This window comes from Burkholderia cepacia complex sp. TUM26381 (assembly GCF_057439935.1).
The window spans coordinates 541,613-564,609 of the sequence record NZ_CM172007.1 but is presented as its reverse complement, the minus strand read 5'-3'; the positions used below and the strand labels follow the sequence as shown (position 1 = coordinate 564,609).

The 22,997-nt window shown below is 67.1% G+C and carries 22 protein-coding genes and 1 pseudogene; 15 read left to right on the top strand and 8 right to left on the bottom strand.

The window, feature by feature from the left end:
* Window position 1: 1 nt before the first annotated feature.
* Both ACWMMN_RS19335 and ACWMMN_RS19330 read right to left on the bottom strand, forming a co-directional pair.
* Window positions 2–1,246, bottom strand: coding sequence for a sarcosine oxidase subunit beta family protein (locus tag ACWMMN_RS19335; protein WP_486423806.1), 1,245 nt, complete (start codon window positions 1,244–1,246; stop codon window positions 2–4).
* Between the two features lie 15 nt (window positions 1,247–1,261).
* Window positions 1,262–2,647, bottom strand: a complete 1,386-nt coding sequence (locus tag ACWMMN_RS19330) for an L-serine ammonia-lyase (protein ID WP_486424080.1) — start codon at window positions 2,645–2,647, stop codon at window positions 1,262–1,264.
* A 285-nt stretch (window positions 2,648–2,932) separates the two neighbouring features.
* Here ACWMMN_RS19330 and ACWMMN_RS19325 point away from each other — a divergent pair, with 285 nt between their 5' ends.
* The 8 genes from ACWMMN_RS19325 to denD all read left to right on the top strand — a co-directional run bounded on the left by ACWMMN_RS19325 (window position 2,933) and on the right by denD (window position 11,087).
* Window positions 2,933–4,000 carry a GlxA family transcriptional regulator gene (locus ACWMMN_RS19325; RefSeq protein ID WP_486423805.1) on the top strand — a complete coding sequence of 356 codons (1,068 nt, stop codon included), beginning with the start codon at window positions 2,933–2,935 and terminating at the stop codon, window positions 3,998–4,000.
* Window positions 4,001–4,190: 190 nt separating this feature from the next.
* Window positions 4,191–4,895, top strand: a complete 705-nt coding sequence (locus ACWMMN_RS19320) for a FadR/GntR family transcriptional regulator (RefSeq protein WP_059239098.1) — start codon at window positions 4,191–4,193, stop codon at window positions 4,893–4,895.
* A gap of 70 nt (window positions 4,896–4,965) precedes the next feature.
* On the top strand, window positions 4,966–5,856 hold the full coding sequence (gene ltnD, locus ACWMMN_RS19315; protein ID WP_486423804.1) for an L-threonate dehydrogenase: 891 nt from the start codon (window positions 4,966–4,968) through the stop codon (window positions 5,854–5,856).
* A 19-nt stretch (window positions 5,857–5,875) separates the two neighbouring features.
* The gene (otnK, locus tag ACWMMN_RS19310) at window positions 5,876–7,165 is read left to right on the top strand and encodes a 3-oxo-tetronate kinase (RefSeq protein ID WP_342705356.1); all 1,290 of its coding nucleotides are present in this window, start codon (window positions 5,876–5,878) and stop codon (window positions 7,163–7,165) included.
* Window positions 7,162–7,800 (top strand): 3-oxo-tetronate 4-phosphate decarboxylase, encoded by a 639-nt coding sequence (gene otnC, locus ACWMMN_RS19305; protein ID WP_059239092.1) that lies wholly within the window; start codon window positions 7,162–7,164, stop codon window positions 7,798–7,800. The genes otnK and otnC overlap by 4 nt, the downstream gene beginning before the upstream one ends.
* A gap of 117 nt (window positions 7,801–7,917) precedes the next feature.
* Window positions 7,918–9,243, top strand: a complete 1,326-nt coding sequence (locus ACWMMN_RS19300) for an MFS transporter (RefSeq protein WP_059240909.1) — start codon at window positions 7,918–7,920, stop codon at window positions 9,241–9,243.
* A gap of 67 nt (window positions 9,244–9,310) precedes the next feature.
* Window positions 9,311–10,087: a 2-oxo-tetronate isomerase gene (otnI, locus tag ACWMMN_RS19295; protein ID WP_059239090.1), complete on the top strand. Its 777-nt coding sequence runs from the start codon at window positions 9,311–9,313 to the stop codon at window positions 10,085–10,087.
* A 28-nt stretch (window positions 10,088–10,115) separates the two neighbouring features.
* Entirely contained in the window at window positions 10,116–11,087 is a 972-nt protein-coding gene (gene denD, locus ACWMMN_RS19290) for a D-erythronate dehydrogenase (protein WP_486423803.1), read from the top strand.
* A gap of 28 nt (window positions 11,088–11,115) precedes the next feature.
* Here the strand turns inward: denD and ACWMMN_RS19285 are convergent, their stop codons facing one another.
* The 3 genes from ACWMMN_RS19285 to ACWMMN_RS19275 all read right to left on the bottom strand — a co-directional run bounded on the left by ACWMMN_RS19285 (window position 11,116) and on the right by ACWMMN_RS19275 (window position 13,783).
* A complete protein-coding gene (locus ACWMMN_RS19285; RefSeq protein WP_486423802.1) occupies window positions 11,116–12,198 on the bottom strand; it encodes a lysylphosphatidylglycerol synthase domain-containing protein in 1,083 nt (360 codons plus the stop codon).
* A gap of 2 nt (window positions 12,199–12,200) precedes the next feature.
* Window positions 12,201–13,370, bottom strand: a complete 1,170-nt coding sequence (gene hpnI / locus ACWMMN_RS19280; protein ID WP_059239084.1) for a bacteriohopanetetrol glucosamine biosynthesis glycosyltransferase HpnI — start codon at window positions 13,368–13,370, stop codon at window positions 12,201–12,203.
* A gap of 62 nt (window positions 13,371–13,432) precedes the next feature.
* Window positions 13,433–13,783 carry a hypothetical protein gene (locus ACWMMN_RS19275; RefSeq protein WP_059239082.1) on the bottom strand — a complete coding sequence of 117 codons (351 nt, stop codon included), beginning with the start codon at window positions 13,781–13,783 and terminating at the stop codon, window positions 13,433–13,435.
* A gap of 295 nt (window positions 13,784–14,078) precedes the next feature.
* On the opposite strand from ACWMMN_RS19275, the gene ACWMMN_RS19270 reads away from it, so the two are divergent.
* The 3 genes from ACWMMN_RS19270 (at window position 14,079) to ACWMMN_RS19260 (ending at window position 16,748) form a co-directional block, all read left to right on the top strand.
* The gene (locus tag ACWMMN_RS19270) at window positions 14,079–14,738 is read left to right on the top strand and encodes a response regulator (RefSeq protein WP_486423801.1); all 660 of its coding nucleotides are present in this window, start codon (window positions 14,079–14,081) and stop codon (window positions 14,736–14,738) included.
* Window positions 14,735–16,150: an ATP-binding protein gene (locus tag ACWMMN_RS19265; RefSeq protein WP_059239078.1), complete on the top strand. Its 1,416-nt coding sequence runs from the start codon at window positions 14,735–14,737 to the stop codon at window positions 16,148–16,150. Before ACWMMN_RS19270 ends, ACWMMN_RS19265 begins: the two co-directional genes overlap by 4 nt.
* A gap of 70 nt (window positions 16,151–16,220) precedes the next feature.
* Window positions 16,221–16,748, top strand: a complete 528-nt coding sequence (locus tag ACWMMN_RS19260) for a cytochrome b (RefSeq protein WP_486423800.1) — start codon at window positions 16,221–16,223, stop codon at window positions 16,746–16,748.
* A 177-nt stretch (window positions 16,749–16,925) separates the two neighbouring features.
* Here ACWMMN_RS19260 and ACWMMN_RS19255 read toward each other — a convergent pair whose 3' ends face one another.
* Together ACWMMN_RS19255 and ACWMMN_RS19250 are read right to left on the bottom strand one after the other, a co-directional pair.
* The gene (locus ACWMMN_RS19255; RefSeq protein ID WP_059240908.1) at window positions 16,926–17,201 is read right to left on the bottom strand and encodes a DUF4148 domain-containing protein; all 276 of its coding nucleotides are present in this window, start codon (window positions 17,199–17,201) and stop codon (window positions 16,926–16,928) included.
* A 71-nt stretch (window positions 17,202–17,272) separates the two neighbouring features.
* The gene (locus tag ACWMMN_RS19250; protein ID WP_486423799.1) at window positions 17,273–17,617 is read right to left on the bottom strand and encodes a DUF4148 domain-containing protein; all 345 of its coding nucleotides are present in this window, start codon (window positions 17,615–17,617) and stop codon (window positions 17,273–17,275) included.
* 210 nt (window positions 17,618–17,827) lie between these two features.
* On the opposite strand from ACWMMN_RS19250, the gene ACWMMN_RS19245 reads away from it, so the two are divergent.
* The 3 genes from ACWMMN_RS19245 to ACWMMN_RS19235 all read left to right on the top strand — a co-directional run bounded on the left by ACWMMN_RS19245 (window position 17,828) and on the right by ACWMMN_RS19235 (window position 20,113).
* A complete protein-coding gene (locus tag ACWMMN_RS19245; protein ID WP_059239072.1) occupies window positions 17,828–18,517 on the top strand; it encodes an aspartyl/asparaginyl beta-hydroxylase domain-containing protein in 690 nt (229 codons plus the stop codon).
* Window positions 18,518–18,625: 108 nt separating this feature from the next.
* Window positions 18,626–18,895 (top strand): MoaD/ThiS family protein, encoded by a 270-nt coding sequence (locus ACWMMN_RS19240; protein WP_174993867.1) that lies wholly within the window; start codon window positions 18,626–18,628, stop codon window positions 18,893–18,895.
* Between the two features lie 69 nt (window positions 18,896–18,964).
* Window positions 18,965–20,113, top strand: a complete 1,149-nt coding sequence (locus ACWMMN_RS19235; RefSeq protein ID WP_486423798.1) for a WD40/YVTN/BNR-like repeat-containing protein — start codon at window positions 18,965–18,967, stop codon at window positions 20,111–20,113.
* A gap of 45 nt (window positions 20,114–20,158) precedes the next feature.
* Here ACWMMN_RS19235 and ACWMMN_RS19230 read toward each other — a convergent pair.
* Window positions 20,159–20,409, bottom strand: a pseudogene (locus tag ACWMMN_RS19230) (hypothetical protein); the annotation flags it as partial.
* 353 nt (window positions 20,410–20,762) lie between these two features.
* On the opposite strand from ACWMMN_RS19230, the gene ACWMMN_RS19225 reads away from it, so the two are divergent.
* Window positions 20,763–22,991 carry a type VI secretion system Vgr family protein gene (locus ACWMMN_RS19225; RefSeq protein ID WP_226196206.1) on the top strand — a complete coding sequence of 743 codons (2,229 nt, stop codon included), beginning with the start codon at window positions 20,763–20,765 and terminating at the stop codon, window positions 22,989–22,991.
* Window positions 22,992–22,997: the final 6 nt, after the last annotated feature.

Here is a 22,997-nt window from a genome sequence, read left to right as displayed (position 1 = left end):
TTCAGTGCGCGACGGCGGCAGCGCCGTGCTCGTCGATCAGGTGGCCCGTGTAGAAGCGGTCGAGCGCGAACGGCGCGTTCAGCGGATGCGGTTCGTCGCGGGCGATCGTGTGCGCGAACACCCAGCCCGAGCCCGGCGTCGCCTTGAAGCCGCCGGTGCCCCAGCCGCAGTTGAAATAGAGGCCCTTCACGTCGGTCTTGGTGATGATCGGGCACGCGTCCGGCGACACGTCGACGATGCCGCCCCACTGGCGGTTCATCCGCACGCGCGAGAACACCGGGAACATCTCGACGATCGCCTGCAGCGTGCTTTCGATGATGTGGAAGCTGCCGCGCTGGCCGAAGCCCGTGTACTGGTCGATGCCCGCGCCGATCACGAGGTCGCCCTTGTCGGACTGGCTGATGTACGCGTGCACCGCGTTCGACATGATCACCGAGTTGACGACCGGCTTGATCGGCTCGGACACCAGCGCCTGCAGCGGGTGGCTTTCGATCGGCAGGCGCACGCCGGCCATGTCGGCGAGCGTCGTCGTGTTGCCGGCCGCGACCACCGCGACCTTCTTCGCCTTGATGAAGCCCTTCACCGTATCGACGCCGATCACCGCGCCGCCTTCACGGCGAATGCCCGTCACCTGGCAGTTCTGGATGATGTCGACGCCGGCGCGGTCCGCACCGCGCGCGAAGCCCCACGCCACCGCGTCGTGACGCGCGACGCCTGCACGGCGCTGGATCGATGCGCCAAGCACCGGATAGCGGCTGTTCAGGTTGATCGTCGGCTCGATTTCCTTGATCTGCGCGGGCGTCAGGAATTCCGCGTCGACGCCGTTCAGCCGGTTCGCGTTCACGCGGCGCTCGGTGTCACGCACGTCCTGCAGCGTATGGGCCAGGTTCATCACGCCGCGCTGGCTGAACATCACGTTGTAGTTCAGGTCCTGCGACAGGCCTTCCCACAGCTTCATCGCCTTCTCGTACAGCGCGGCCGATTCGTCCCACAGATAGTTCGAGCGCACGATCGTCGTGTTGCGCGCGGTGTTGCCGCCGCCGATCCAGCCCTTCTCGAGGATCGCGACGTTCGTGATGCCGTGTTCCTTCGCGAGGTAGTACGCGGTTGCGAGGCCGTGGCCGCCGCCGCCGACGATCACGACGTCGTATTCCTTCTTCGGTTCCGGGCTCTTCCACTGCTTTTCCCAGTTCTCGTGATACGAGAGGCCGTTGCGGAACAGGCTGAATATCGAGTAGCGGCTCATGTTAGTGATCCTTCGTTAGCATTCGATGACGTTCACGGCGAGACCGCCGCGCGACGTTTCCTTGTATTTCGTCTTCATGTCGGCGCCGGTTTCGCGCATCGTCTTGATCACGGAATCGAGCGATACGTAGTGCTGGCCGTTGCCCTTGAGCGCCATGCGCGACGCATTCAGCGCCTTGATCGCGCCCATCGCGTTGCGCTCGATGCACGGGATCTGCACGAGCCCGCCGACCGGGTCGCAGGTCATCCCGAGGTTGTGCTCCATGCCGATCTCGGCCGCGTTCTCGACCTGGTCGGGCGTGCCGCCCATCACGGCGGCGAGCGCGGCGGCGGCCATCGAGCACGCAACGCCGACCTCGCCCTGACAGCCGACTTCCGCGCCGGAGATCGACGCGGTTTCCTTGTAGATGATCCCGATCGCCGCGGCCGTCAGCAGGAATTCGACGATGCCGGCTTCGTTCGAGCCCGGCACGAATTTCACGTAGTAGTGCAGCACCGCGGGGATCACGCCGGCCGCGCCGTTGGTCGGCGCGGTGACCACACGCCCGCCGGCCGCGTTCTCTTCGTTCACGGCCATCGCATACAGGTTGACCCAGTCGAGCATCGACAGCGGGTCGCGCAGCGACTCTTCCGAACGGGCGCGCAGGTGGCCGTTCATCTCGGCCGCGCGGCGCTTCACGCGCATCGGGCCCGGCAGGTCGCCCTCGACCTTGCAGCCGCGCTCGACGCAGGCGGCCATCGTGCGCCAGATCGCGAGCAGCCCGGCGCGCACTTCGTCGGCGGAGCGCAGCGCGCATTCGTTGCGCATCATCAGCTCGGCGATCGACAGCCCGTGTTCGCGGCACTGGCGCATCAGGTCGTCGCCGGTGCGGAACGGGTAAGGCACCTCGACCGCCGCGCGCACGCCGTTCACGCGATCGCCGTCGCGGTTCACGACGAAGCCGCCGCCGACCGAGTAATACTCTTTCTCGACGAGCAGCTGGCCGTGCTCGTCGAACGCCTGGAAGCGCATCCCGTTCGGGTGCACGATGCTCGTGCCGCTCATCAGCTTGCGATAGAAGCCGATGTGTTCCTTTTCCTCGAAGCGCACCGTCTGCTTGCCGAGCAGCGACAGCGACTTCTCCGCGCGGATCGCGGTGAGGCGCGGCTCGATCAGGTCCGGATCGATCGTGTCGGGCAGGTGGCCCTCGAGGCCGAGCAGCACGGCCTTGTCGGTGCCGTGGCCCTTGCCGGTCGCGCCGAGCGAACCGTACAGCTCGACCCGCACGCGGCGCACGAAGCCGAGCAGGTTCGCGTCCTCGACGTGCGACGCGAAGCGGCACGCGGCGATCATCGGGCCGACCGTATGCGAACTGGACGGGCCGATACCGATCTTGAACAGGTCGAACGCGCTGACGTTCATCTGGCTTCCTCTGGGTGGCATGCGTGAAATGTCGTTGGGCATCAGTACATCAAAGCGTAAAATCGGCCGATAGAACAAAAACGGCATCGGCGTGGGATAGCGCCGCCAAACCCCGCACCGGCCGGGCCGGAAGTGCGTTTTGGCGATGGTTCGCGACGAAAAACCACAAGTCCGGCCGCAGCCGATCGGCGACGCTGGCTGCATCCGTGCCGCCCCGGCAGCCGTAACCTGCAAACAGAGTGAAACGAGTGAGACCGCCCGCCCGGCGTGACGAGATTGGCCGCGATGACACCCGACGTACCCGCTTCCCCCCTCGCTGAACCTGCGCCGCAGCGCATCCGCTTCGGCATCGTGCTGCTGCCGAACTTCACGCTGACGGCCTTCTCCGGCTTCGTCGACATGCTGCGGCTGTCGGCCGACGACGGCGACTACAGCAAGCCCGTGCGCTGCGCGTGGAGCGTGATCGGCGAGACGCTCGCGCCGGTGCGCGCGAGTTGCGGGATCCAGATCACGCCGTGGGAGACGTTCGACGCGGCCGAGCCGTTCGATTACGTGGTGGTGGTCGGCGGGCTGCTGCATTCGGGGCCGCAAGCCGGCCCTCAAACGCTCGACTTCATCCGCCGCGCGGCGGCGCGCGGCGCGACGATCGTCGGGATCTGCACCGGCGTGTTTACGCTGATGCGCGCGAACGTGCTCGACGACTACCGCACCTGCGTGAGCTGGTTCCACTACTGGGATTTCATCGAGCGCTTTCCGTCAGCCGATCCCGACCTGCTGATCGCCGACCGGCTGTTTGTGATCGACCGGCGCCGGATCACCTGTTCTGGCGGCCGTGCGTCGATCGACGTCGCCGCCGCGATCCTGCTGCGCCATTTCGATCACGCCACGGTGCAGAAAGCGTTGCGCATCCTGCTCGTCGGCGAGATGCAGAAAGGCAACGCGCCGCAACCGCATCCGCCGGGCCTCGAACCGGCCACGCACCCGAAGGTCAAGCGCGCGATTCTCCTGATGGAACAGCATGTCGGGCGCGCGCTGCCGCTCGAGGAACTCGCGTGCAAGCTCGATCTGTCGACGCGGCAGCTCGAGCGGCTGTTCAAGGCCGAGACCGGCAAGAGCCCGCAGGCGTTCGCGAAGCAGGTGCGACTGCGCACGGCCGCGTGGCTGCTGACGAGCTCGGACCGCACGGTCGCCGATATCGCGTCGAGCTGCGGATTCGCCGACGCATCGCACCTCGGGCGCGAATTCCGCAAGCAGTTCGGCGTGCCGCCGGCGACCTACCGCGAACGCGGCGGCGAAGTGGCCAAAGCCGCCGAACCGGCGGCGGCCGATCCCGTCGAGGACATCGCCGACTGACGGCCACGGGGCACCCACCCCTTCCCTGACCGACCGCCGAACGACACACGTTCGCACCGGTTTCGATTCATTTGGAACCGGTTCCAAGCAATTTGACTGACGTTGCGCGTCGTAAATCGAGGGTTATCCCGGATGCTGATGCTCGTTCAAATTTGTATGATGACCACATCACCTTACAAACCTGAGCATCATGTTCGAGAAAATTCCCGCCCGTGCGATGAGCGACCATGTCGCGCAGCAACTGCTCAAGCAGATCGAAGCCGGCAGTTTCTCGGCCAGCGGCAAACTGCCGACGGAAGCGGTGCTCGCGCAGGAATTCGGCGTGAGCCGCACCGTGATCCGCGAGGCGATCTCGCGGCTGAAGAACGAAGGCGTGGTCGAACCGCGCCAGGGCAGCGGCGTGTTCGTGAACCAGCACGGCGCGATCCGGCCGCTGCGGATCGATTACGCGGAAGCCGTCGAAGCGAGCTCGCTGCCGCACCTGCTCGCGGTGCGCCGCGCGATCGAGGCTGAAGTCGCAGCCGAAGCCGCGCTGCACCACACCGCCGACGACATGGCGGACATCGACGACGCGCTGCGCAAGATCGACGATGCGGTGGCCGAAGGGCGCGACGGCGTCGCGGAAGACGTCGCGTTCCATCGCACGATCGCGGCCGTCACCGGCAACCCGTATTTCCTGAAGACGCTGCAGTTCCTGAACCAGTACCTCGAAGCCGGCGTGAAGGTCACGCGGCGCAACGAGGCGACGCGCGAGGACTTCTCGCGCCAGGTGCGTGAAGAACACGCGGCGATCGCCGACGCGATCCGCTCGCGCGACCCGATGGCCGCGCGCAACGCGGCGCGCACGCACATGTACAACGCCGCCCGCCGTCTCGCGGAAGCCGGCATCTGCTGAAGCCGGCGGCCGCTGCCCGGCCGGGCGCCGCCGCCGTCACGAACCTCTCCCGAATCGATCAAGGTTGACCATGTCACGAAATGTTGGAGTCATCGGCCTCGGCGCGATGGGCCTCGGCGTCGCACGCTCGCTGCTGCGCGCCGGCCTGCGCGTCCACGCATGCGACGTGCGCGATACCGTGCTGCAGGCGTTCGCCGCCGAAGGCGGCGTGGCCTGCAAGACGCCGGCCGAACTCGGCGCGCAGTGCGACGTCGTCGTCACGCTCGTCGTCAATGCCGCGCAAACGGAAACGGTGCTGTTCGGCGAACACGGCGCGGTCGCGGCGATGAAGCCGGGCGGCGTCGTGATCGCAAGCGCGACCGTCGCGCCGGAACTCGCGGTCGCGCTCGGCGCACGCATCGAGGCCGCCGGCCTGCAGATGCTCGATGCGCCCGTGTCGGGCGGCGCCGCGCGCGCGGCCTCCGGCGAGATGACGATGATGACGTCGGGCCCGGCCGCCGCGTACGCGGGCTGCGAAGACGTGCTCTCCGCGATCGCCGGCAAGGTCTATCGCTTGGGCGACGCGCACGGCATCGGCTCGAAAGTGAAGATCATCAACCAGCTGCTGGCCGGCGTGCACATCGCGGCGGCGGCCGAAGCAATGGCGCTCGGCCTGCGCGAAGGCGTGGACGCCGATGCGCTGTATGACGTGATCACGCACAGCGCAGGCAATTCGTGGATGTTCGAGAACCGCGTGCCGCACATCCTGAACGGCGACTACACGCCGCTGTCGGCCGTCGACATCTTCGTGAAGGATCTCGGCCTCGTGCTCGATACCGCGCGCCGCAGCAAATTCCCGCTGCCGCTGTCGGCCACCGCGCACCAGATGTTCATGAGCGCATCGAGCGCCGGCCACGGCGGCGAAGACGACTCCGCCGTGATCAAGACTTTCCCCGGCATCACGCTGCCGCCCGCCCGCTGATTCGAACGACGTTCCTGCCATGACCGCTACCGCTTCCCGTCCCCTGCTCGGCTGCATCGCCGACGACTTCACCGGCGCGACCGATCTCGCGAACATGCTCGTCAAGAGCGGCATGCGCACCGTGCAGACGATCGGCGTGCCCGCCGACGGCGCCGCGCTCGATGCCGACGCGATCGTCGTCGCGCTGAAGTCGCGCACGATCCCCGCGGCCGACGCCGTCGCGCAATCGCTCGCCGCGTACGAATGGCTGCGCGCGCAAGGTTGTCGCCAGTTTTTCTTCAAGTACTGCTCAACGTTCGACTCGACCGGCGCGGGCAACATCGGGCCCGTGGCCGACGCACTGCTCGATGCGGCCGGCGGCGGCTTCACGATTGCGTGCCCGGCGTTCCCGGAGAACGGCCGCACGATCTATCGCGGCCACCTGTTCGTCGGCGACGTGTTGCTGAACGAATCGGGCATGGAAAACCATCCGCTCACGCCGATGAAGGACGCGAACCTCGTGCGCGTGCTGCAGCGGCAGACGAAGTCGGCGGTCGGCCTGATCCGCTACGACACGATCGCGCTCGGCGCGGCTGCCGTCCGTACGCGGATCGAACAGCTGCGTGCGGAAGGCGCGCGCTTCGCGATCGCCGACGCGCTGTCGGACCGCGACCTCTACGTACTCGGCGAAGCGTGCGCGGGCCTGCCGCTCGTCACCGGCGGCTCGGGCATCGCGCTCGGCCTGCCCGCGAATTTCCGCCGCGCGGAGCAACTGCCCGAGCGCGACAACGCGGCATCGCTGCCGCGCATCGACGGGCTGTCGGCCGTGCTCGCCGGCAGCGCATCGAAAGCCACCAACGCGCAGGTCGCCGCGTGGCGCGCGACCCGGCCGAGCTTCCGCATCGATCCGCTCGCGGCGTCGCGCGGCGAACCCGTCGTCGACCAGGCGCTCGCCTTTGCGCGCTCGCACCTGCCGCAACCCGTGCTGATCTACGCGACCGCGACGCCCGACGAAGTGAAGGCCGTGCAGCACGCGCTCGGCGTCGAGGCGGCCGGCCATCTCGTCGAAAGCACGCTCGCGGCGATCGCCCGCGGCCTGCGCGAACTCGGCGTGCGCAAGTTCGTCGTTGCCGGCGGCGAAACGTCCGGCGCGGTCGTCCAGGCGCTCGACGTGAAGTCGCTGCAAATCGGCGCGCAGATCGATCCGGGCGTGCCGGCCACGGCCACCATCGACGCGCAACCGCTCGGCCTCGCGCTGAAATCCGGCAACTTCGGCACGACGGACTTTTTCGACAAGGCGCTGCGCGCGCTGGACGGAGCCGAGCGATGAGCAACGAAGCGAAACTGCGCGAAGAGATCTGCGTGGTCGGCGCGAGCCTGTATGCGCGCGGCCATGCGGTCGGCAGCGCCGGCAACATCAGTGCGCGCCTGCCTGACGGCTGGCTCATCACGCCGACCGACGCGTGCCTCGGCCGGCTCGACCCGAACGACATCGCGAAGGTCGGCACGGACGGCCAGCCCGTATCGGGCGGCAAGCCGTCGAAGACGCTCGCGCTGCATCGCGGCATCTACGCGCGCAACGCAGAAGCGAACGGCATCGTCCACACGCATTCGACGCACCTCGTCGCGCTGACGCTCGCGGGCGTGTGGCGCGACACCGACGTGCTGCCGCCGATCACGCCGTACTACGTGATGAAGGTCGGCCACATTCCGCTGATCCGCTACCGGCGCCCTGGCGACCCGGCCGTCGCCGCCGAAGTCGCGGCACTGGCCGGTCAGGTGCGCGGCGTGCTGCTCGAGCGCCTCGGCCCCGTGATGTGGGGGCCGTCGGTATCGCAAGCGTCGTATGCGCTCGAAGAGCTCGAGGAAACGGCACGGCTGTGGCTCATGACGCAGCCGAAGCCCGAGCCGCTGTCCGACGCTGCGCTCGACGAACTGCGCCAGACCTTCGGCGCGCGCTGGTAACCCGGCGCGCGTCACGCACCGATTCCCATGCCCGCCGTGTGCGCGGGCCCTTCCGTCAGCACACACACGATCCGGCGGCGTACGCGCCGCCGGCACACGATATTCATGGAGACGACGATGACTGCTCTCGACGCGGCCGCAAGCCGCTCGCCCGCCGCGCCCGCCCATGCGGCCGAACTCGACCGCACCTACAAGAAAGTGTTCTGGCGCATCGTGCCGTTCCTGATGCTCTGCTACGTGGTCGCGTATCTCGACCGCGTGAACGTCGGCTTCGCCAAGCTGCAGATGTCGCAGGATCTCGCGTTCAGCGAAACCGTGTTCGGACTCGGCGCGGGCATCTTCTTCCTCGGCTATTTCCTGTTCGAATTGCCGAGCAACATGCTGATGCACCGCCTCGGCGCGCGCATCTGGATCGCGCGGATCATGATCACGTGGGGCCTGTTGTCCGCGCTGTTCGCGTTCGTGAAGACGCCGACGCAGTTCTACGTGCTGCGCTTCCTGCTCGGCCTCGCGGAAGCCGGCTTCTATCCCGGCGTGATCCTGTACCTCACGTACTGGTTCCCGTCGCATCGCCGCGCGAAGATCATCGCGGTGTTCATGTCCGCGATTCCCGTGTCGGGCATCTTCGGCAACCCGCTGTCGGGCTGGATCATGGAGCGCTTTCACGGCGGCTCGGGCTTCCACGGCTGGCAATGGATGTTCATGATCGAGGCCGTGCCGGCCGTACTGGTCGGCATCGCGACGATCCTGTATCTCGACAACAGCATCCGCGGCGCGAAGTGGCTCGACGAGCGCGAGAAGCAGCTCCTCGAGGACGAGATCGCCGCGCAGCCGCAAGAACAGCAGAAGCACGGCCATTCGCTGAAGGCCGTGTTCTCGGACCCGCGCATGTGGTGGATGTCGCTGATCTACTTCGCGTTCGTCACGGGCCAGTACGGCCTCACGTTCTGGATGCCGACGCTCGTGAAATCGACCGGCATCACCGATACGCTCCAGATCGGCCTGCTGTCGGCGATCCCGTTCCTCGTCGCGATCGTCGTGATGAACCTGTTCGGCCACAGCGCGGACAAACGCCGCGAGCGCCGCTGGCACCTGATCGTGCCGGCGCTGATGGGCGCGGTCGGGTTTGCGGTCGCCGCGTCGTACTCGCACAATACGGCGGTGTCGATCGTGTTCCTGTCGCTCGCGGCAGGCGGCGTGCTGACCTGCGCCCCGCTGTTCTGGTCGCTGCCGACCGCGTTCCTCGCGGGCTCCGCGGCGGCGGCCGGCATCGCGATCATCAACTCGGTCGGCAACCTCGCCGGTTTCGCGAGCCCGTACGTGATCGGCTACCTGAAGGACGTCACGCACAGCACGTCGTCCGGCATGTACGTGCTGGCCGCGATGCTCGTGATCGGAGCGATCGCCGTGTGGCTCACGCCCGCGAAACTCGTGAACCGCTGATCCGGCCGCCTTCGTTCGACGCGGGGTGCATGGCGCCCCGCCCCACTCATTCACAGGACCCGCTGCCATGCCACGCTTCGCCGCCAACCTCTCGATGATGTACACCGAGCATGCGTTCCTCGAACGGTTCGCCGCTGCCTCGTACGACGGCTTCAAGGCCGTCGAGTACCTGTTCCCGTACGATTTCGCCGCCGAGGACATCCGCGCGCGCCTCGACGCGCACAACCTCGAACAGGCGCTGTTCAACGCGCCGCCGGGCGATTGGGCCGCGGGCGAACGCGGCATCGCGTCGCTGCCGGGCCGCGAGGACGAGTTCCGCCGCGGCATCGACCAGGCGCTCGACTATGCGCGCGTGCTCGGCAACCGGAAGCTGCACGTGATGGCCGGCATGGTCGCGCCGGGCGCCGACCGCGCGCGCCATCGCGACACCTACCTCGCGAACCTGCGCCATGCGGCACAGGCCGCTGCCGCGCACGGCATCACGATCCTGATCGAACCGATCAACCAGCGCGACATGCCCGGCTATTTCCTGAGCCGCCAGGACGACGCGCAGGCGATCTGCGCGGAAGTCGGTGCGCCGAACCTGAAGGTGCAGTTCGACTGCTACCACTGCCAGATCGTCGAAGGCGATCTCGCGATGAAGCTCAAGCGCGATTTCGCGGGCATCGGCCATATCCAGATCGCGGGCGTGCCCGAGCGCCACGAGCCGGATGTCGGCGAACTCAACTACCCGTACCTGTTCGCGCTGATCGACGCACTCGGCTACGACGGCTGGATCGGCTGCGAATACCGCCCGAAGGCCGGCACGTCCGAGGGCCTCGGCTGGCTCAGGCCGTACCTGTAATTCAAGCATTCCTCAGAGGGTAACGAACATGAAAGTACTGATCACCGGCGGCGCCGGCTTTCTCGGTCAGCGTCTCGCGCGCAAGCTGCTCGAGCGCGGCGAACTGACGGGCCCCGACGGCCGGACCGGCAAGATCGACGAGCTGGTGTTGCTCGACGTCGTCAAGGGCAACGATTTCGACGATGCGCGCGTGACGTCGATCGTCGGCGACATCGCCGATCGCGCGGTGCTCGAAAGCGCGATCGACACGCAGACGGACGCGATCTTCCACCTCGCGGCGATCGTCAGCGGGCAGGCCGAAGCCGATTTCGATCTCGGCATGCGGATCAATCTCGACGCGTCGCGCACGCTGCTCGACGTGTGCCGCGCACGCGGCCATCAGCCGCGCGTCGTATTCACGAGCTCCGTCGCGGTGTACGGCGGCGCGCTGCCCGACGTCGTGCAGGACGACACCGCGCTGAATCCGCAATCGTCGTACGGCGCCGAAAAGGCGATCGCCGAGCTGCTGCTGTGCGACTACGCGCGGCGCGGCTTCGTCGACGGCCGGGTGCTGCGGCTGCCGACGATCAGCGTGCGGCCGGGCCGCCCGAACGCGGCCGCGTCGTCGTTCGCGAGCGGCATCATCCGCGAACCGCTGAACGGCGAGGAAAGCGTATGCCCGGTGCCCGGTTCGACGCGGCTGTGGCTGCTGTCGCCGCGCGGCGCGATTGAAGCGCTCGTCGCCGGTTGCGAGATCGACGGCGCGAGGCTCGGCAACAAGCGCGTGATCAACCTGCCGGGCCTGTCGGTATCGGTCGACGAGATGATTGAAGCGCTGCGCGAAGTCGCGGGCGACGACGTCGTGAAGCTGATTCGTCATGCGCCCGACGAGCGGGTCGAGAAAATCGTCGGCAGCTGGCCGGGTCGCTGGGACACGTCGCGTGCGGAAGCACTCGGGCTGAAGGGCGATACGTCGTTTGCCGACGTGATCCGCAGCCATATCGCCGACGCACAGCGCTGATTCGCGCGCCGCGTCGCGCCCGGCTGCGTCAGCGCGGCCGGGCGGATTCCCCGATGGGTAACGATGCGGGCTTCGTGCCGCCCGGCCGGTTCGACGAACCGGCCGCCCACTGCCACGCGAGCAGGCCCGGCAGATAGAACAGCAGGTCGCGCACGCGGCGGGCGCCGGCCAGCGCCAGGCAGGTCGGCGGGTCGAACCCGAGCAGCCCGCCGATCAGCACGAACCCGCCCTCCTGCACGCCGAGGCCGCCCGGCATCAGGAACGCGATGCTGCTCACCAGCTGGATCAGCGCCTCGATCGCGAGCGCCTGCGCAAAGGTCGGATCGGCGCCGAGGAAATACAGCGCCAGCCAGATTTCCAGCGCATAGCCCGCGAACTGCAGCGTCTGCCAGATCCCCAGGTAGCGCACGACGATGCCCGTCTTTCTCCAGATCAACCGGATCGACTGATCGGTACGCGCCGATTCGCCGACCAGCGCCACCACCTTGCCGCTCGTGACGCGGTTGAGCACGCGCATCGCGCGCTCGAACGGCCGCGCATGCTGCACCAGCGCGAACAGCAGCAACACCGGCACCAGCGCGGCCATGCCGATCGCGAGGTTCGCGGCCACGCGTGCGGCATCGGACGACACGCGTTCGAGCACGTAGCCGATCGCGACCAGTGCGAAGATCAATTGACTGATCAGCGTCAGCTGCATGTCGGCGACGAGGCTCGCCACGGCGGTCGCCGGGCGCACGCCGGCCTGCCGCAGCAAGCCGAACGACACGATCTCGCCGCCGATGCGTGCGACCGGCAGCAACCCGTTGATCGATTCGCGGATCCACACGAGCTTCAGCATCGTCATGAACGACGGCCGGCGCGGGCCGCGGATCAGCATCCGCCAGTCCCACGCATTCGCGAGCATCGGCACGATGTGCGCGAGCGCAGCGACCAGCAGCCCGGCGCCGGCGATCTGCAGGCGATGCAGGATGTCCAGCGGATGCTCGCGCCAGATCAGCCACACCGCGAGCGCCAGCCCGCCGAGCGCGGCCACGCGCCCCGCATGGCGAAGCCGTGCGTCGCCGCGCGAGGCGCCCGGGCCTGCATGGGGGGTGCCGGTGTTCGGCGCCATCGTCACGATTCCCCCGCCGGCGACAGCAGGCCTTCCCGGTCGACGCGAAACCGCGTGCCGCGCCACACCACATGCGACGCAAAGAAGCTCGAGACGAAGATCACGAATTGCAGGAGATCGACGAACGGCAGCCAGAGTGCGCCGCGCAGGCCGGCGCCGGTTGCGCGGCTCGTTCTCAGCATCAGCAGTGCGCGCGCCGCCAGCGCCGCGACCGTCAGCGCGCACGCGGCGGCAGCGCCGCCGGAAAACAGCACCGCCAGCAGCGCGAGCGGCACCGGATGCATCAGTACCGAGCCGAGATGACCGAGCCGGTCCGCCGCGCGAATCGTGCAGCTCCAGCGCAACTCGTGAGCGTACAACCGGGCGAACGTCTCTTCGACACACGCGTGCCCGACGACGAACGGTGGAATGACGACCTGCGCGCCCGCGTGGCGCACCGCTTCGCCGAGTGCGTGATCTTCCGCCAGGTGATGCGCGAAACGCGCCAGCCCGCCGATGCGTTCGAGCGTCTCGCGCGTGATCGCAATCGTCTGTCCAAAGCACGGCCGCGCGCGCCCGATGAAGAGCCCGGTGATCACGCCCGGCAGGAAATGGTAGTTCGTCATCGCGACGGCAACTCCGGGCCAGAACCCCGGCGATGCGACGCCGCGATACACGCTCGTCACGATGCCGACATCCGGCTGCTGTAGCGCGCCGACGACGGCGCGCAAATAATCGCGCTCGACCACCACGTCACTGTCGGCAAAACAGAGCACCGAATACTCCGCGTGTTCGAGCATGTTCACGAGATTGGCGATCTTGCGGTTCGGCCCGTACAGCCGCGCATCGGCGACGACCTTGATGTTCGCGTCCGGGTACCGTGCGCGCAGCGTCTCGACGGCCGCGAGTGCCGCGTCGCCCGCATCGTGCACGCCGAACAGGTGCTGGACGGGCCCCGGATAATTCTGCACGAAGTAGCTTTCGAGATGCTGTACGAGATCCCATTCGTCGCCATGCAGCGGCTTCGCGACGGTGACGCCCGGATACGTGCGCGGTTCCGCCGCCGCCCGGGAAAAGAACCGGCCGACGAGCACGCTGGCCGTGAGCGTGTACGCAATGCCCAGCAACACGCCCAACCCGCAGGCAATCGACATTGCGCCGGCCAGCGCGCGCAGCACATGCAGCAAAACCATGCTTCTCCCCAGTGGTGACCCGTACAACCGCGACGCCCGGGAACGGCCGCGTGCACGCGGACTCACCCGTGCACGCCGCCGTATCGGTTCCCGTTGAGCCGGATATGAAGAACGACCAACCGACGGTACGCGCAATCAGATGACACAACTACCGTGCGGCGATCGATTCCGGTCACCCGCACGTAGCCGCATGCGACTGCGGCCTTGAATGCCGCGCCGGCAAGCTTACGGGCCGACAGGATCGCGGTGGCAACGGCCACGACGATCCAGAAGCGAAACGTCATCGTGGTGAAAAATGATTCGGGTACGCGCCATGCAAGCAACGAAACCAGCACGAAACACTGGATGAACATGCCGGCCAGTGCGGCGATCAGCAGATAGGCGCGCCATCGCCCGGTCGTCGAGGGTGCCATCAGGATTGAACCTCCCGTACGGGCGATGCGCATCGACCGTACGTCGATCGAAAGGGTCGCGGGTTGACGGGCGGGTGCATCCGGCACGTGCCGGACATGCCCGACCCGGTTCGGGATCGGGGGAAGCGGAGAACCGCCCGAGAAATGTCGTGGCCGATGGTAGCGGGATTGCCGGCGCCCAACCTTAAGCGTTCTTCAGAATCGCGCAGCATTTGAACGGGGTCCGATTACATTCCATTGCACGGCGCACGCGGCCAGGCTCGTACAATCGCGAATGCCTGCACATCAATCGACCATGCGACTCCTCCTTGTTGAAGACGACGACCTGATCGGCAGCGGCCTCGAGATCGGCCTCAGCCAGGCCGGTTATCACGTCGACTGGCTGCGCGACGGTCACACGGCCGCCGCGGCGCTCGCGACGACGCGCTTCGCGCTCGTCGTGCTCGACCTCGGCCTGCCCGGGAAATCGGGAACGGAACTGCTGCGCGCGCTGCGCGACGCGGGCGATACGGTCCCCGTGCTGGTGCTGACCGCGCGCGGCACCGTGGCCGACCGCGTCCGCGGCCTCGACGACGGCGCGGACGACTATCTCGCGAAACCGTTCGAGCTGTCCGAAGTGCTCGCCCGCTGCCGCGCGCTCGTGCGACGCTCGCAGGGCCGCGCCGGCGATGAAATCGTGTGGCGCGACATCACGATCGACCTGACCGCCCATACGGTGACGCGCGATGCGTCGCGTATCGCGCTCACGTCGCGCGAGTGGGCGATCCTCGTTCAGCTCGTCAGCCACCCGGGCATGCCGCAGTCGCGCGCGCGCCTCGAGGACAGCCTGTACGGCTGGCAGGAAGGCATCGAAAGCAATGCGATCGAGGTCCATGTTTCGAACCTGCGCAAGAAACTGGGCGCGGAACTGATCCGCACCGTCCGCGGCATCGGCTACGTCGTCGACCTCCCATGATCGCCCGCTCGATACGACGCCGCGTGTCGCTGATGGCAATCGGCTGCGTGACCGTCGTATGGCTCGTCGCCGTGTTCGGCAGCATCCACTACGCGACGCGCGAGATCGGCGAATGGGAAGATGCCCGCCTCGCCGAGTACGCGTCGCTGCTGGTCAATCTCGCACCGGCCGACCTCGACCGCCTTGCCCGCGTGCCGCCCGACGCGCGCGTCGAACTCTCATTCGGCGCGCCAGGACACGGGTCCGACAACGACGGCGACCGCTTGCCACGCGACGTGCTGTTCGACGTGCGCGACGCGCAAGGCAACGTCGTTGCGTCGAGCCTTCCCGCTGCCGCGGCAGGGCGGCCCGATGCGCGCGACCCGCACGGCGCGCCGCAGACGATCGCCATCGGCGACATGCAGTGGCGCACCTACGCGCTGCGCGACAACACGTCGGGGCGCCGCGTGCGGGTGATGGAGACCATCAATACGCGCAGCGATCTGGCGACCGGCATCGCACGCGGCATCGTCCTGCCGCTGATTGTCGCGTTGCCGGTGCTCGCGCTGCTGCTCTGGGTCACGATCGGCCGCAGCCTCGCGCCGTTGAAGACGCTGTCCGCGCTGATCGGCGCGCGCGATGCGCGATCGCTCGAACCGCTCGGCGTCGCGACCGTACCGGACGAAGTGCGCACGCTGGTCGACGCGATCGACCGCCTGCTGGCAAGGCTGCGGCAATCGATCGTGCGCGAGCGCGCGTTCACGTCCGACGCCGCGCACGAACTCAAGACCCCGCTCGCCGCAATCAAGGTGCAGGCCCAGGTGGCGATCGCGACCGACGATCCGGCGCGCAAGCAACTGGCGATGCAGCGCGTCGTGCAAGGCGTCGACCGCAGTGCGCGGCTCGCCGAACAGTTGCTGTTGCTCGCGCGGCTCGACGAGTACGAACGCATCCCGACGCGTGCGGTCGTCGTGCGCGAACTCGTCGATGCGGCCATCGATCGCCATCTGGCGAAGGCCGCGGACAAAGCCATCGCCATCGTGACCGGCGATCTCTCCACACGCGCGATCGACGCCGATCCGATCCTGATCGGCATCCTGCTCGACAATCTCGTCGACAACGCCGTCAAGTACGGCCGCCACGGCGGGCGCATCGAACTCGGCGTACACGACGACGGCGCACTGCAACGCATCGTCGTGCGCGACGACGGGCCCGGCGTCGCACACGACGAGCACGAACGGCTCGGCGACCGCTTCTATCGCGGCACCGGTGCGCAGTCGCCCGGCAGCGGGCTCGGGTTGTCGATCGTCACACGCATCGCGCAGTATTTCGGCGGCACCGTGCAGTTCGAGTCCGGTATCGGCGGCCAGGGCCTCGGCGTGGCGATCGCGCTGCCGTCGGCGGGTGCGGGCCGATCGACGGCGCCTGCTTAACGTTTCGTTAAGGATTCGATCGTAGAATCCGCCCGAAACCTGCCATCCCTGCCGCCCATCAGGAGCCTTCATGTCCGCACCCGCCCGTTACGACGCCGTCGCCCGTCTTCTTCACTGGCTGATCGCGGCGCTGGTCGTCGCACAATACGCGATCGGCTGGACGATGCCCGACGTGCATCGCGACACGCAACCCGTCGGCCTGATCGCCGCGCACCTGATCGTCGGCACGGCGCTGCTCGCGGCAATGGCGTGCCGCGTGCTGTGGCGCGCGACGCATCGGCCGCCTGCGAGCAACCTGTCGCCCGCGATGCGCGCGCTGTCGGGCGTCACGCATGGCGCGCTGTACGTGCTGCTGATCGCGGTGCCGCTGCTCGGCTGGATCAACGCGTCGTCGCGCGCATGGGCCGTGACGCTGGCCGGCGTCATCCCGTTGCCGGCGCTGTCGACGGCCGGCTCCGCCTTCGGCCATGCGATGGGCGACGTGCACGGCATCCTCGCGTGGGTGCTGTTCGCCGGCATCGGCCTGCACGTGGCGGCCGCGCTGATGCACCGCTTCGTGCTGCGCGACCAGGTCGTGCAGCGCATGATGCCGTGGTGATCGACCTGCCGGCTCATCGCGACCGGCCGACGAGCTGATCGCGACGCCGCGCGAAGCGGCGTGCAATGAGCGGCATCGCAGCCGGCGCCCTTCGGCCACGTCGCGTGGCGCGAAGGGCAAGTGGTTTGCCGTCCCGCGAACACGACGGCCAGACTTCACACACGATCATGTCGGCACCTAGTTGCTGGTTTGCGCCGGCATGCCGGGCGCCGGCGCATGCGCGGCGGCCGCCGCCATCCGCGCACGATCCTGCTCGGCGAGCTTCGCTTCCGCGGCCTGGATGTCCGCCGGATACTCGCCATCGTCGCCCTTCGCCGGGTCGTACCCGGCCGCTTCCAGACGCATCAGTTCGTCGCGAACCTGCGCGCGCGTCAGCGGCGCGGCCGATTGCGCGAATGCGGACTGACCGACGATCGCTCCGATCATCGTCAGTAGTACGATATATGTTTTCATCATGAACTCCTTCAATGTTGCGTATCGATCAACCGTGGTGAATGCGTGACCTGCCGATGCAGGCGGGTGTATCAGCTTCCGAAATAGATCGCGCAGAAGCTCGCGGGGCCAACGCATGCGGCCGAGCCCTGATGCCGCGACAGCGCCGCCGGCTTGCCGGCTTCGGACGACATGGCCGGATCGCTGCCGACCGCCGTGCTGGCCTGACGCTGCGGCATCTGGTCGGCCTGTTGCTGAAACAGCGGGCTCACATCGGGGTACGACGTATCGGTCACAAAGCGCAACCCGTTGTTTTCCGCGTCGATCAGTTCCTGCCGGACCTGTGCGCGCGTGAGTGCCTGTGCCGACGCTTGCGTCGCGACACCCGCGAGAGACATTGCCGCCACCGTGGCGGCCACCAGCCAATACTTGTTCATGTTCCACTCCTTCAGAAGTCAACGAGACGACGTGCTACACCCGTATGACGACGGAGGGGCTGCGTTTATTCCCGGCCTTCCGGTCCGCTCGTGCCGCGCATTCATCAAACTGTCATTCATTCGTCAGCCGGCGTAACCTGACGTAACGCAGCGCCCTTTGCGGTTCGGGCAGACTGACGTCACCTCATACGGATCGCGTTCCGATCGACCATGTCCGTCGCTTACGACTATGCAGCCGGCCTGCTGCGCACGCTGTACGACCGCCATATCGATGGCGGCGCCGTGCTCGACACGGCCGCGTTCCCGGACGCCGAGCGTTTCGTGCGCGCGTGGCCCGCGATCCGGGCGGAAGCGCTCGACGTGGCGCGCGACATGCCGCGCATCCCGCGCTTTCACGAAATCATGCGCGAGCAGTACGACATCTCGGCCAACGATGCGCGCGACTGGCGGATGTTCATCATGCAGGCGTACGGCCAGCCGTTCCCGCGCAACCTGTCGCGCTGCCCGACCATCGCGTCGCTCGTCGCGGCATCGCCGGACGTGCTGTCGGCATCGCTGTCGTTCCTCGCGCCCGGCAAGCACATCCCGCCGCATCGCGGGCCGTTTCGCGGCATCCTGCGCGGCTATCTCGTGCTGTCGATGCCGAAGCGCGCGGACGGTACGCCGGCCGCCGTGCTCAAGGTCGACGGCCGCGACTACCGGCTCGACGAAGGCCGCTTCCTGCTGTGGGACGACACGTTCATGCACGAGGTGTGGAACGACAGCGACGAAGTGCGGATCGTGCTGCTGCTCGATATCCGCCGGCGCGGGATGCCGCGCTTGCTCACCTGGCTGTCGAACGCGGTAATCGGCGTCGTGCGGCTGGGTATCCGGATCCGCGGGCGGTCGATTCCGGTCTAGCGCACCGGGCGGAACGCACGGGGCGCAGCGCCCTCCTGACTTTCGACTACCGGCGGATCGCCTACACTACAGACCGTCCCCACCGCGAGGCTCCTGCCAGCCACCGCCATGGCGCACCTCTTCTTCGCCGCGTCGATCCAGCGGCATGTCGAAACGCCCGAGCGCGACATCGACGCGCAGACGGTCGGCGAAGCATTCGACACCGTTTTCCGCGAACAGCCGCGGCTGCGCGGCTACATCGTCGACGACCAGGGCGCGCTGCGGAAACATCTGTCGGTATTCGTCGACGGCCAGCCGATACGCGACCGGCAGCATCTGTCCGACGCGCTCGGCAATGCCAGCCGGGTGTATGTCGTCCAGGCGCTGACAGGCGGATAAAGGGACGGATGCACGGGCCGATACCCGGCTGCGCCATTGCACCGGCCGGACCATCAGGAGACATCCGACATGAACGATCGACTGCTTGTCGCCACCCGCAAGGGCCTGTTCGTCCTGGCGCCCGACGGTAACGGCAGCTGGGCCCTCGGCGAACCGCATTTCATCGGCGAGCCCGTCAGCATGTCGCTCGCCGACCCGCGCGACGGCACGCTGTATGCGGCGCTCAACCTCGGGCATTTCGGCGTGAAGCTGCATCGCCTGCGAGCCGGCGCCACCGACTGGGAGGAATGCGCAGTCCCGGTTTATCCACCGCAGCCCGCCGACACACGCCCTGCCGGCACTGGCGCGCATGCCACCACCGGCGACCCCGACGACGAGCCGCCCGGTGCGCCGCAACCGCCGTGGACGCTTCAGCAGATCTGGTCGCTCGAAACCGGCGGCGCCGACGAGCCCGGCGTGCTGTGGGCCGGCACGATTCCCGGCGGACTGTTCCGCTCCGACGACCACGGCGATTCGTGGGTGCTCAATCGCGCGCTGTGGGACCGCCCCGAACGCGCAGAATGGGGCGGCGGCGGATACGACGCGCCGGGCATCCATTCGGTGATGGTCGATCCGCGCGACAGCCGGCATGTGACGGTCGGCATCTCGTGCGGCGGCGTCTGGCAGACCGCCGACGGCGGCGCGACGTGGCGCGTGACCGCAGAAGGCATGGAAGCCGACTACATGCCGCCCGAGCGGCGTGGCGAGCCCAACATGCAGGATCCGCACCGCGTCGTGCAGTGCGCGGCCAACCCGGATGTCCTGTGGACGCAGCATCACTGCGCGATCTTCCGCTCGACCGACGGCGCCGAACACTGGCGGCGGATCGAGGCGCAACCGTCGAGCTTCGGCTTCGCGGTGGCCGTGCATCCGCACGAACCGGACACCGCGTGGTTCGTGCCGGCCGTGAAGGACGCGTGCCGGATTCCGGTGAACGGCCGGTTCGTCGTCACGCGTACGCGCGACGGCGGGCGCAGTTTCGACAGCCTGTCGAACGGATTGCCGGCCGCGCCGGCATACGACCTCGTGTACCGGCACGGGCTCGCGGTGGACGATTCCGGCATGCGCCTCGCGATGGCGTCGACGACCGGCGGGTTATGGACGTCCGTCGATGGCGGCGAACACTGGCAACAGGTATCGGCGCATTTGCCGCCGGTGTATGGCGTCAGGTTCGGGTGACAGCGGGCGACGGACAACCGGAACCCGATATGTTCGGGTTCCCGCTCACTCGGCGGATCTCACCTCCATGTGTTCATCCGTTCGGCGGTCGCCTGGCATCATCCGCGCCACCACGGCACGCGTCTGCGCGACTTCCGCTTCGAGCCAATCGAGAAACCGCCTGACCTGCGGCTCACGTTCCCTCCCCGGCCCCGGCACAGCGCGACGAAGCGTGCGCCGTCGAGCCGCACCGACGGCTCGATCGCCGTCAACGCGCCGCACTCGACATGCCAGTCAATCAGTACCGAACCGGCCAAGTCGGCGACCATCGACGGATGATCAATCCGTCCCGCCAGTACGCGTTGGCGATCGTGCTCCCTTCGCCTTCAGGCTCATCGCCTGACGAAAATGCACGGCTACAACGCACGTGTTGCAGGACCGTGCCTCGGAAAATGCAGCGGAAAATTTCGAATATGTCTCATAGACACGAGGCGAGGCGCTAGCGATTCTACCGATCTGAAAAATCCGTGACGTGCCAACCGCACGCTATCGGCATTCACAGTGGGGTGTCACATCCTATGTCGTCGTTCATGACACGGGGGCGTAACAGGACACGCCTCGGACCGTGTTTGTCGCCCGGAGAATCGTTACGATGTCACAAGCATGCCAATTGAGCTTCACCTTCTCGATTCCAGACACAACGGACTTCGAAGTCGTCGCATTCCGACTGGAAGAACAGTTATCCGAAACTTTCCGGCTGGAGCTGGATCTGGCGAGCGCCAATCCATCGGTGGACTTCGGCAAGGTCCTCGATCACAGCGGCTTGCTGACCATCTGGCAAGGTGATCAACCGGTGCGCTACGTTCATGGCACCGTTTCGTCGTTCGTTCAGGGAGAGACGGGATTTCGCCGCACCCGCTATTCTGCCGTGGTCGAGCCACGCCTGGCGCGCCTGAAGTTGTCTTCCGACTGGCGCATCTTCCAGATGCTCAACGTGCCGGAGATTGCGCAGGCCGTGCTCAAGGCACACCGCCAGACGCTGGACTACGAGCAGCGCGTCACCGCCGAACATCTGTCGCGCGAGTACTGCGTGCAGGCTGGCGACACCGACTACGACTTCGTCGAGCGTATCCTGCGCGAGGAAGGCTTCTTCTACGCCTTCCAGCACCGCGCCGACGGCCACCGGCTGATCCACTGCGATCGCCTGTTTATCTTTGGCCGCCAGCAGGGCGAGCCCGTGCTGTACAACCCGACGCCCGGCGGCGACCCGCCGCAACCCAGCCTGCGCACGTTCGCCTATACCGAGAACGTGCGCTCTACGCGCCAGGTGCAGCGCGACTACACGTTCAAGAGTCCACGCTATCCGCACGAGTATCCGCGCGAGGGCACCGACCTCGATCACCAGGGCCGCGGCTACGCGCGCTACGACTACCCGGGCCGCTACAAGCACGAAGCCAGCGGCAAGGCTTTCACGCAGGACCGCCTGCGTGGCCACCGTCGCGATGCGCGAATCGCCCGTGTGAGCGGTGACGATGCGCGTCTACAACCCGGCATCGCCTTCGACCTCACCGGCCACCCGCGCGAAGACATGAATCGCGGCTGGCGTACGGTCAGCATCACCCATCACGGCAAGCAGTACACCAGTCAGGCGGAAGAGAGTGCCGATGCGCAACAGGGCACGCATTATCGTTATGAAGCCATGCTGGTGCCGGACGATGTCGAGTGGCGTGCCGAGCCGCTGCCGCGCCCGCGCATCGACGGCTTGCAGCCTGCGACAGTAGTGGGCCCGGAAGGGGAAGAGATCTACACCGACGAGTACGGCCGGGTGAAAGTGCAGTTTCCGTGGGATCGCGAGGGCAAAAACAATGAGCACAGCTCCTGCTGGATTCAGGTTGCGCAGAATTGGGCCGGCGCGCTCTGGGGGCAAATGGCGATCCCGCGGATCGGGCAGGAGGTGATCGTCGGCTACCTCGACGGGGATGCCGACCAGCCGCTCGTCCTGTCACGGGCCTACAACCGCCTGCAGCTGCCTCCGTACGAGCTACCCAGGCACAAGACGCGGATGACGATCAAAAGCCAGACGCACAAAGGCGACGGCTTCAACGAACTGCGGTTCGAGGATGAAGCCGGTCAGGAGGAAATCTACGTCCACGCGCAGCGCGATCAGAACATTCACGTCAACCACGACGAAACCACGTTCGTCGGGCATGACCGCAGCGAACAGGTCGAACACGACGAAACCGTAGCTATCGGGAACGACCAGCGACTTGCGATAGGTCGGGACCGTCGTGAACGAGTGGGACAGGACGAAGAACTCACCATCGAGCGGCATCGTGTGATTCATACCGGCATGAATCACACGGAGACCGTAGGCAACAATCGTCACGACACCGTTGTCGTCAACCACCGCTCCGATGTCGGCGGCCATGCGGAGCACCTCGTTCACGGCAGCCACCGCCTAGAAGCCGGGCAGTGCATCGAACGGAGAACCCTTCACTACCAGTTGCAGGCCGCAGAGCGTGTGGTTCTGCAAGGCCCGGGAGGCAGCATCGTCATCGACAGTTCGGGTATCACGCTCGACGCCGTTGCCATTCGCTTCAAGGGGCCGATACAGCAGCAGGCCGGCGGCAAAGGCAAGCTGCTCGACCTGTTGTCACGGGCTGTCAACAACCCCGAAACCAAGTTCAGCGAGCAGTTTCTCGTCAAGCACGCGCGCACCGGAGAGGTGTTGGCCAATGTCCTGTATTGCGTGGAAACGGCAGAAGGTCAGCGCTTCGTCGGGCGTACCGATTCGCAAGGGCTTACGGCGCGCATCTATACCGGCCAGCCTGACGCCGCAACGTTGCGATGGGGAAGAGACGCGGCGATGCACTTGCGCAAACAGAACATCAGCTACTGAGGTCCG

Bases quoted from the DNA above. Each gene is read 5' to 3' on its own strand.
- ACWMMN_RS19335 (WP_486423806.1), bottom strand. From the start codon at position 1,246: ATGAGCCGCTACTCGATATTCAGCCTGTTCCGCAACGGCCTCTCGTAT.
- ACWMMN_RS19330 (WP_486424080.1), bottom strand. From the start codon at position 2,647: ATGAACGTCAGCGCGTTCGACCTGTTCAAGATCGGTATCGGCCCGTCC.
- ACWMMN_RS19325 (WP_486423805.1), top strand. From the start codon at position 2,933: ATGACACCCGACGTACCCGCTTCCCCCCTCGCTGAACCTGCGCCGCAG.
- ACWMMN_RS19320 (WP_059239098.1), top strand. From the start codon at position 4,191: ATGTTCGAGAAAATTCCCGCCCGTGCGATGAGCGACCATGTCGCGCAG.
- ltnD (WP_486423804.1), top strand. From the start codon at position 4,966: ATGTCACGAAATGTTGGAGTCATCGGCCTCGGCGCGATGGGCCTCGGC.
- otnK (WP_342705356.1), top strand. From the start codon at position 5,876: ATGACCGCTACCGCTTCCCGTCCCCTGCTCGGCTGCATCGCCGACGAC.
- otnC (WP_059239092.1), top strand. From the start codon at position 7,162: ATGAGCAACGAAGCGAAACTGCGCGAAGAGATCTGCGTGGTCGGCGCG.
- ACWMMN_RS19300 (WP_059240909.1), top strand. From the start codon at position 7,918: ATGACTGCTCTCGACGCGGCCGCAAGCCGCTCGCCCGCCGCGCCCGCC.
- otnI (WP_059239090.1), top strand. From the start codon at position 9,311: ATGCCACGCTTCGCCGCCAACCTCTCGATGATGTACACCGAGCATGCG.
- denD (WP_486423803.1), top strand. From the start codon at position 10,116: ATGAAAGTACTGATCACCGGCGGCGCCGGCTTTCTCGGTCAGCGTCTC.
- ACWMMN_RS19285 (WP_486423802.1), bottom strand. From the start codon at position 12,198: ATGGCGCCGAACACCGGCACCCCCCATGCAGGCCCGGGCGCCTCGCGC.
- hpnI (WP_059239084.1), bottom strand. From the start codon at position 13,370: ATGGTTTTGCTGCATGTGCTGCGCGCGCTGGCCGGCGCAATGTCGATT.
- ACWMMN_RS19275 (WP_059239082.1), bottom strand. From the start codon at position 13,783: ATGGCACCCTCGACGACCGGGCGATGGCGCGCCTATCTGCTGATCGCC.
- ACWMMN_RS19270 (WP_486423801.1), top strand. From the start codon at position 14,079: ATGCGACTCCTCCTTGTTGAAGACGACGACCTGATCGGCAGCGGCCTC.
- ACWMMN_RS19265 (WP_059239078.1), top strand. From the start codon at position 14,735: ATGATCGCCCGCTCGATACGACGCCGCGTGTCGCTGATGGCAATCGGC.
- ACWMMN_RS19260 (WP_486423800.1), top strand. From the start codon at position 16,221: ATGTCCGCACCCGCCCGTTACGACGCCGTCGCCCGTCTTCTTCACTGG.
- ACWMMN_RS19255 (WP_059240908.1), bottom strand. From the start codon at position 17,201: ATGAAAACATATATCGTACTACTGACGATGATCGGAGCGATCGTCGGT.
- ACWMMN_RS19250 (WP_486423799.1), bottom strand. From the start codon at position 17,617: ATGAACAAGTATTGGCTGGTGGCCGCCACGGTGGCGGCAATGTCTCTC.
- ACWMMN_RS19245 (WP_059239072.1), top strand. From the start codon at position 17,828: ATGTCCGTCGCTTACGACTATGCAGCCGGCCTGCTGCGCACGCTGTAC.
- ACWMMN_RS19240 (WP_174993867.1), top strand. From the start codon at position 18,626: ATGGCGCACCTCTTCTTCGCCGCGTCGATCCAGCGGCATGTCGAAACG.
- ACWMMN_RS19235 (WP_486423798.1), top strand. From the start codon at position 18,965: ATGAACGATCGACTGCTTGTCGCCACCCGCAAGGGCCTGTTCGTCCTG.